Consider the following 7,169-nt stretch of genomic DNA (forward strand, 5'->3'; position numbering starts at 1 on the left):
GGCATGGGGAGATGGGGAGATGGGGAGATGGGGAATAATTGCTTTTAATTCTTAACTCCTAACTCCTAACTCCTAACTCCTAACTCCTAACTCCTAACTCAACATTGACAATAACTAATAACTATAAGGATTCTGCGGTTGAGGAATTTTTTTCAAAGAAGTAGCAGCAATGGTAAGTTGACGTTTACCTGAGAGATTTTCTGTTATCATTTGCCCTTCAACTTCTAGCCAAGTATCGGCGGGGAAACTTTCTCCATCGTTGGGGAGTTTGACGGGTAATCCTATGGGATAAGCGTCTGCTGCACAGCAACTTAAAACAAATCTTGCTAAAAATAAATACTGTTTGCCTAAATCTGATGGGTGAATGACAAATCCTTGTACCTTAGCTTTTTGTCCTGTGTAAGAATCTGGTTCTGGATAGACATTTAGGGTGCGTACCCAGTCTACAATCGTTCGCTCTTCCGGACGAACAGATACTCGAAAGGCTTGGGGTTTAATGCGTGTGGTTCCCAATAAATCAGCCGTTACACCTCTTTGCAGTGCTTTATCACTAGCAAAAACTTGGGGTGTAATGATGAAACCCAAAATTGCTGCAATTAATAATAATGCACTACCCCAACCGGGGGGAAATAAACTAATATGCTGGCTGTTTGGTATGACATCCCGGCGGCGTCGTTGCCATAGTTCCAGGATTTTGAAGCAACCAATAAGAATTAAGCTGATACCACAGACAATTACCAAGGAAAAATAATTGGGATGAATCAATAGGTTCAGCTTGTTAGTTAGCCAATATCTCAGCATCAAAATACCCCAAGTTGTAATTGCTAGGGCATCTAGCCAAGGAAATAGGAGAATTGGAATTTTTGGTTTGGGATTTTTTTTAGTCATTGATTATTGGGCATTGGGCATTGGGCATTGGGCATTGGGTACTTGTAATGAGCGTAGCCGTTGGCGCAGCCTCTCGCAGAGAAGTATGGGCCATTGGTTAAAACCAACAATTAACAAACAACAAAGAGTTTTTAAAAGACGTGCAAATTGAGGAAAAGTGTGAACAGAAATGTTAATTGTCCTGCTAAGGCAAATAGGTAAAAGATAGTTTTGGGCTTAAAAATCGATAACATCAAACCTACACCTTTGATGTCAATCATGGGGCCAAATACTAAAAATGCTAGTAATGAACCACTGCTAAAAGTTGAAGCAAAAGACAGGGCAAAGAAAGAATCAACTGTAGAACAAATTGACACCACCACTGCCAATATCAGCATGACTACAATTGAAGTAATGGGGCCAGCGCCCAAACTGAGAATTAATTCACGCGGTGCTAGGACTTGAATAGCGGCGGCGATGGCACTTCCTAAAACCATGACTCCGCCTAATTCTCGTAATTCTTGAACGCTATTATCTATCGCTAGACGTAGTTTATCTGCAAAGGGTTTGTTAGGTGTTGAAATGATGGTAGGCGGTATTGAATTCGGATCTATCCGCAGCGGTATACCTGCTTTTCCTCCTAAAATATAAGTCCCTGATTGCAAGATATTCGGTACTGTTGATTCCTGTTGTACTTGGTAACCCTTACCACGCCGTTTAGTTTCAGGCGACGCGGGAGGATTAAATTTCATATAGCGAGCGATTGCAGGTTGGACTATGGGATTTAAGTCTTTTTGAAAACTGAAAACAAAGCCGATAATTGTGGCAATTAATAGAGAAAATACAACCCGTAATACTACTATTTCTGGCTGATCTCGAAAGGCTGTCCAAGTTGCCCAAATGACAACTGGGTTAATTGTTGGTGCTGCTAGCAAAAAACCAATTGCCACTGGTGTGGGTACTCCTTGAATTAGGAACCGCCGCGCTACCGGTACATTCCCGCATTCACACACCGGAAATAAAAAGCCGATCATACTGCCAACTAAAGCACCCAAAAGCGGATTCCTGGGCATTTTTTCTACTAATTTGCGCTCATCAACGAAAAATAGCAGCAAACTGGAGAATAAAACCCCAAGAAGCAAAAAAGGCATCGCCTCGACTAGCAGACTTAGAAATAGCGTAAAACCATTGTTGAGTTGATTCATGGGCGTCGCTGTCAAAAGCGGTTTTGAGTTTTAGGGTTCTGCCTTGTCATTCTATCGAAATGGGGATCAAAAGCAGTTCGGAAAAATTAAATATGGTTTAAATAACAAGCTATCGTGCGGTTTGATTAAAGTTAAAGCGCTGCAAGCCTTGGATTTAAAGCATATAGTGATATTTATCTGAGTAGATGTACTGATGATGACCATTCCTAAGATTGCTTAAGTTCAGAAATTGTTCCAATTATAAGGGGCAAGTAGCTGCATAGATGTTTTGAAATTTCCCTATGTTTATACTGACAGTAATTTCCTAAATCAGATATTAGCTGGGCTATATTTTCATCAAGGATTTACAGTTATTGAACATTTGGCGATCGCTGTTTGTCAAAAGTCCTCTGTTTAAAAGTTCTGTACTTTGACGGATGTCAAAGCTAGAAGCTAACAGAAGACACATAGCGAATCACCACTTTATCACCAAAACTCGGCGCATTCTGGGGGATCTTGCTACAGACTTTGTGCTTTTTCCTTTGTCAATGCCCCGTGCCCAAGGATGGATAACCAATATTTGAGCTTTGGTTGATTTTTTACTACAAAAACCTTAAAAAGGCAAGGGCAAATTTTAGTACAAGAGATGGAGCAGTGTAGGGAAAGGCGAAGGGGCAAGGGGAAGGGGCAAAGGGGAAAGGAAAGATCCCTCATCTACCCTTTTCCCTTTTCCCTTTTCCCTTTTCCCTACCCGAAGGGTTTTTCCCACTCCTTTTAATTAATGACAGAGGCTAAGATATTAGCTTATTGTTGACTTGTCTTGCCAAAATTAGGGTGTATAGTGCCAGAAGAATTCAGTTGTTGTCATATCTCGCCGCCGTTTTTGTCTGTTGGTAGCGATGGCGATCTCAATTTAGATTCGACTCTCCAAGAACTATCGATGTACAACTTCCCTGTGGAAATTAGTTGTACTGCTGGGGAAGTGGCTCATTTTTTAGAAAAATATCCACTGCTACCAGGAATAATTTTAGTAGAGCAGGGCGAGTTCGTGGGAATGATTTCGCGGCGACGACTTTTAGAATTTTTAATTCGCCCTTATGGACGAGAGTTGTTTATTCAGCAACCATTAGGCACACTCTACAGCTATGCACGCACGCCGATTTTGCTGCTTGGTGAGACGACATTAATTTTAATTGCCATGCAACTGAGCTTAAAGCGATCGCCAGAATTATTATCAGAACCAATTGTAGTGCAAACTGCTTGTGGTGCTTACAGATTATTAGATGTCCAGGAATTAAATTTTATTTCTTGGCAAATTCGCGGTATCAAAAATTTTGTCCGATACGAACGTAGCCAAGCCCAAATGATTCAAAATGATAAAATGGCAAGTCTGGGGCGTTTGGTAGATGGTGTAGTCCACGAAATTTTAGACCCCGTGGGTTTTATTTGGGGAAACATAACTTACGTTTCAACTTACAGCCAAGATTTACTCAAATTAATAGCAGCTTACGACCAAGAATTACCATCTTTTTCTCAGAGAATCGAGAAACTGAAAGAAGAAATTGAATTTGATTTTTTAGAACAAGATTTATTGCAATCCCTTGCTAGTATTCGCACTGGAGCCGAAAGATTAAAAAGACTAGTCACCAGTTTACAAAATTTCTGTCATCTCGATGAACTTTACCCCAAACCTATAGATTTACACACCTGTATTGATAATATTATTTTATTAATTCATAGCCGGATTCAAGGAGAAATTGAAATCATCAAATCCTATGGACAATTGCCACCAGTGTATTGCTTTATGGGGCAATTGAATCAGGTTTTAATTAATCTTTTAAGCGAAGCTGTGGATACTTTACTGAATGAAGCAGTGAGACAACAACTGCATCTAGAAGATAAAAAAACTCTTAAAAAACCCCAAATTAAGATTACTACAGAGGTGATTTCACAAAAACCCAGTAAACCACATGCACCAGATTCTCGCTGGATTTTAATTCGCATTGCCGACAACGGCCCTGGAATGTCTCAAGAATTGCAAGAGCAAATTTTAGAATCTTTTTCTTTAGAAAGCAAAAATGGTAAAGAAACTAGTTTAGCAGTTAGTTATCGAATTATAACTGTCAAACATGGCGGTAAATTTAATTTGCGATCGCAACCAGGTGTGGGGACTGAATTTGAAATTATTTTACCCTTAGTTTGATTGAATTTTAGCTAAAAAAACCTGCCCAGAATTAGAGGCAGGTTGAAAAATTATAAAAATTGATATGGGGAATTTTTAGCTAACTGGAATAGGCTGACCGCCAGAGAGAACCAAAGGAAAATTATGGACATTGGGAGCGTGCATTGCATTTAAACCAAGATTGGCACGGTTCAAAATATCAGCGTCAGTTCTAATGACTTCACCCCGACTATCTAAGATGGAATGATTAAAGTTAAAACCATTGAGATTAAATGCCATTGAACATACACCCATTGCTGCAAACCAAATACCCACCGTTGGTAAAGCTGCTAATAAAAAATGGAAAGCACGATGATTTTTACTAGCAAAGGTAGGAATCAATAACCGTCCCAAAAAGCTATAGTGTCCTGCTAAATAATTGTAGGTGAATTTGGGCTGACCAAATTTATATCCGGCATTAATTGGTTCATTTTCATCAGTATTGTGAATTAGCGTTGAAGTCACTAAAGAACCATGCAAAGAACTCAATAATGCACCGCCAAAAATACCCGCTACACCCAACATATGGAATGGGTGCATGAGGATATTGTGGTCGCCTTGGAAAGCCAACATAAAGTGGAAAGTTCCAGCAATTCCCAAAGGTAAACCATCAGAAAAACTACCTTGACCAATGGGATAAACTAATAAAACAGAAGTAGCAGCAATGACGGGTGCAGAATAAGCGATCGCTATCCAAGGTCGCATTCCCAAACGATAGCTCAATTCCCAAAATCGTCCTATTAAACACCAAATACCAATGAGAAAATGCAGCACAATAAATTGATATGGCCCGCCATTGTAGAGCCATTCATCCATTGATGCAGCTTCCCAAATAGGATAAAAGTGCAAACCAATAGCGGCGGAAGTCGGCACAACTGCGGCTGTAATAAAGTTATTACCATCCATCAGCGAACCTCTAATTGGCTCACGAATACCGTCCATATCCACACTAGGAGCAGCAATAAAAGCCAAAACAAAACAGGTAGTGGCGGCTAACAAGGTGGGAATCGCCAACACACCAAACCAGCCGATGTAAATGCGGTTTTCTGTGCTGGTAATCCAGCTACAAAAACTGTCCCAGAAATCAAAAAAATTAAATTCTTTTTGACGTTGAGCAATGGTACTCATAATCTGTAACTCCTAAGCAATTCCAAGTTGAAAATTTTGGTGTTGCTGAATCAGAGTATGAATTGATTTTTGCGATGACTCAATAACAATTCTTTGCAAAGAAGAAATCGGTAACGCACAAAGGCAAATACGTGAGACTAATTCATACATTTCATTTAGCAACGCCGTTTTCTCAGATAATTTCGCTGATTTTATATGTTGTATATGACGTATATAGTAAAAAAGCTAGTGACAGTTACGACCTATATACAACATGAGTAGTATGGAAAAGTCCTGAATTATCAAGGTACTTCAAGCAATAGTTAAATATCTCTATCTTGAAGTTAGAGCAAAAATTTGAGGAACTTGTGAAGAAATACGGCGCTTATAAATTAATCTAATCAATAGCAAGGAACTGGTGACTGGGTGAAAGTCTAATGTTTTAACCACCTTGGCTATTACTATATTGCCTCTAATACCAATTCACCAAAATATTGATACACATAAAATAACTTGTACGGGCGAACGGCTGTTCACCCCTACGCTTACGCAACAGCTGTACCCTGTGGGAAGGCTGAGCTTGTATTTGTATCATTTATAAAGTGAAATGGTATAAGGCAATCAAGATGAAGCGAGTTTCATAGTCAAATATGAAAGTGGTCTTTTCCCATTCCCTACTCCCCACTTTCAAGACAGAGTTACACAGAGATTTGTACCTCAGCAGACTAGGAAACGCTATATTTGTACAGTTATATTCAAAAATTACTGCTGAATTCCTTTGAGAAACTCTGTTCTTGCTTCAATTATTGAAGGCATTAAAACACAACGTACTAACAAATTAATATCCAAATTGAGCAGTAATTTACTTTGAGTGATTTTATCGTAATTATCATTAGTTAGGTGATATACAGATATTTGGTTATTTTCCCAAAACCAGACTTCAGAAATTTTAAACCGCTTATATTTTTCTAATTTATCAATACTGCCACTAGTAATATTTACTTCAATTGCTAAATCGGGATTTTCTTTCTTTTCTCCTAAATAATAAGATTCATCAGGTTCAAATGAAGCACTTTTTTCCTTAGCACGACGAGTAGCACTACCTACAGGGATAAAATTTATACGTAATTCAAACAAGTAAGCTTCGAGCAATATAGCGATTACTTTTTTTAGCATTTCATGTTGTTCGCCAAGAGTCATAAATTCCACACACCCATCAAGATAAGTTATCCGCAAACCTGGTGCATCTCCTATTAAGGCTTCAAGTTTTTCAAACTCTTCCCAAGTGTAATGACCAGGTAATAGAAACCGTTGTTCTTCAAGGGTAGTCAGTTTGTCTAGAGTTTGTGGAATCATATTCTTGTATGAAATCTTAAGTATATTATAGTTAGCGCTGCTGATTAATTAATCGTGAATTTGTACTCTGAATTGTTTGGCTGATATCTTCCCAATCTTGAATAGTTATTTTTATTGCATTTCCAGAGTTGAATCCTTCCAAAAGCATTGTTTTCAAATGTTCTTTAGCTTTATTTTTTTTGTCTTGTCCCACTCATTAACGAAAATATTCGCTGACACTGCTGTAACTACCTTCAGCTACCTGTTGTTCTACATAAGCTCGCATGGTGTCAGGTAAGAAAATATTGATACTTTTCACAAAGTTATTTTATAAATCTGTTTTTCTATATTGTGGTAGTTTTTGCCATTTTATGTCATGGAAATAGAAGAAGGAATAACAGATAATAAGAAGTTAATAATTTCTTGTATTAATGGATTTTGTTGTAATATATCAA

The 7,169-nt window shown here is 38.4% G+C and carries 6 protein-coding genes; 1 reads left to right on the top strand and 5 read right to left on the bottom strand.

The genetic code is table 11. The features are described from left to right. Positions 1-114 precede the first annotated feature (114 nt). A complete protein-coding gene (locus GNE10_RS29780; protein ID WP_185569344.1) occupies positions 115-888 on the bottom strand; it encodes a TIGR03943 family putative permease subunit in 774 nt (257 codons plus the stop codon). Between the two features lie 131 nt (positions 889-1,019). Beyond that, entirely contained in the window at positions 1,020-2,072 is a 1,053-nt protein-coding gene (locus GNE10_RS29785; RefSeq protein WP_185569346.1) for a permease, read from the bottom strand. 820 nt (positions 2,073-2,892) lie between these two features. Here GNE10_RS29785 and GNE10_RS29790 point away from each other — a divergent pair. After that, positions 2,893-4,254, top strand: a complete 1,362-nt coding sequence (locus GNE10_RS29790; protein ID WP_185569348.1) for an ATP-binding protein — start codon at positions 2,893-2,895, stop codon at positions 4,252-4,254. 75 nt (positions 4,255-4,329) lie between these two features. Here GNE10_RS29790 and GNE10_RS29795 read toward each other — a convergent pair whose 3' ends face one another. From GNE10_RS29795 to GNE10_RS36610, 3 genes are all read right to left on the bottom strand, one after another. Continuing rightward, positions 4,330-5,400 (bottom strand): Photosystem Q(B) protein 1, encoded by a 1,071-nt coding sequence (locus GNE10_RS29795; RefSeq protein WP_185569350.1) that lies wholly within the window; start codon positions 5,398-5,400, stop codon positions 4,330-4,332. A gap of 741 nt (positions 5,401-6,141) precedes the next feature. Next, positions 6,142-6,735 carry a Uma2 family endonuclease gene (locus GNE10_RS29800; RefSeq protein ID WP_185569352.1) on the bottom strand — a complete coding sequence of 198 codons (594 nt, stop codon included), beginning with the start codon at positions 6,733-6,735 and terminating at the stop codon, positions 6,142-6,144. Positions 6,736-6,931: 196 nt separating this feature from the next. After that, positions 6,932-7,033: a type II toxin-antitoxin system ParD family antitoxin gene (locus GNE10_RS36610; protein WP_397326658.1), complete on the bottom strand. Its 102-nt coding sequence runs from the start codon at positions 7,031-7,033 to the stop codon at positions 6,932-6,934. Between the last annotated feature and the right edge of the window lie 136 nt (positions 7,034-7,169).

Origin of the sequence: Nostoc sp. 2RC, from assembly GCF_014222165.1 — a bacterium.
Taxonomy (GTDB): domain Bacteria; phylum Cyanobacteriota; class Cyanobacteriia; order Cyanobacteriales; family Nostocaceae; genus Nostoc; species Nostoc linckia.

Excerpts from the sequence above, each read along its gene's own strand:
- GNE10_RS29780 (WP_185569344.1), bottom strand. The coding sequence starts at position 888 with ATGACTAAAAAAAATCCCAAACCAAAAATTCCAATTCTCCTATTTCCT.
- GNE10_RS29785 (WP_185569346.1), bottom strand. The coding sequence starts at position 2,072 with ATGAATCAACTCAACAATGGTTTTACGCTATTTCTAAGTCTGCTAGTC.
- GNE10_RS29795 (WP_185569350.1), bottom strand. The coding sequence starts at position 5,400 with ATGAGTACCATTGCTCAACGTCAAAAAGAATTTAATTTTTTTGATTTC.
- GNE10_RS29800 (WP_185569352.1), bottom strand. The coding sequence starts at position 6,735 with ATGATTCCACAAACTCTAGACAAACTGACTACCCTTGAAGAACAACGG.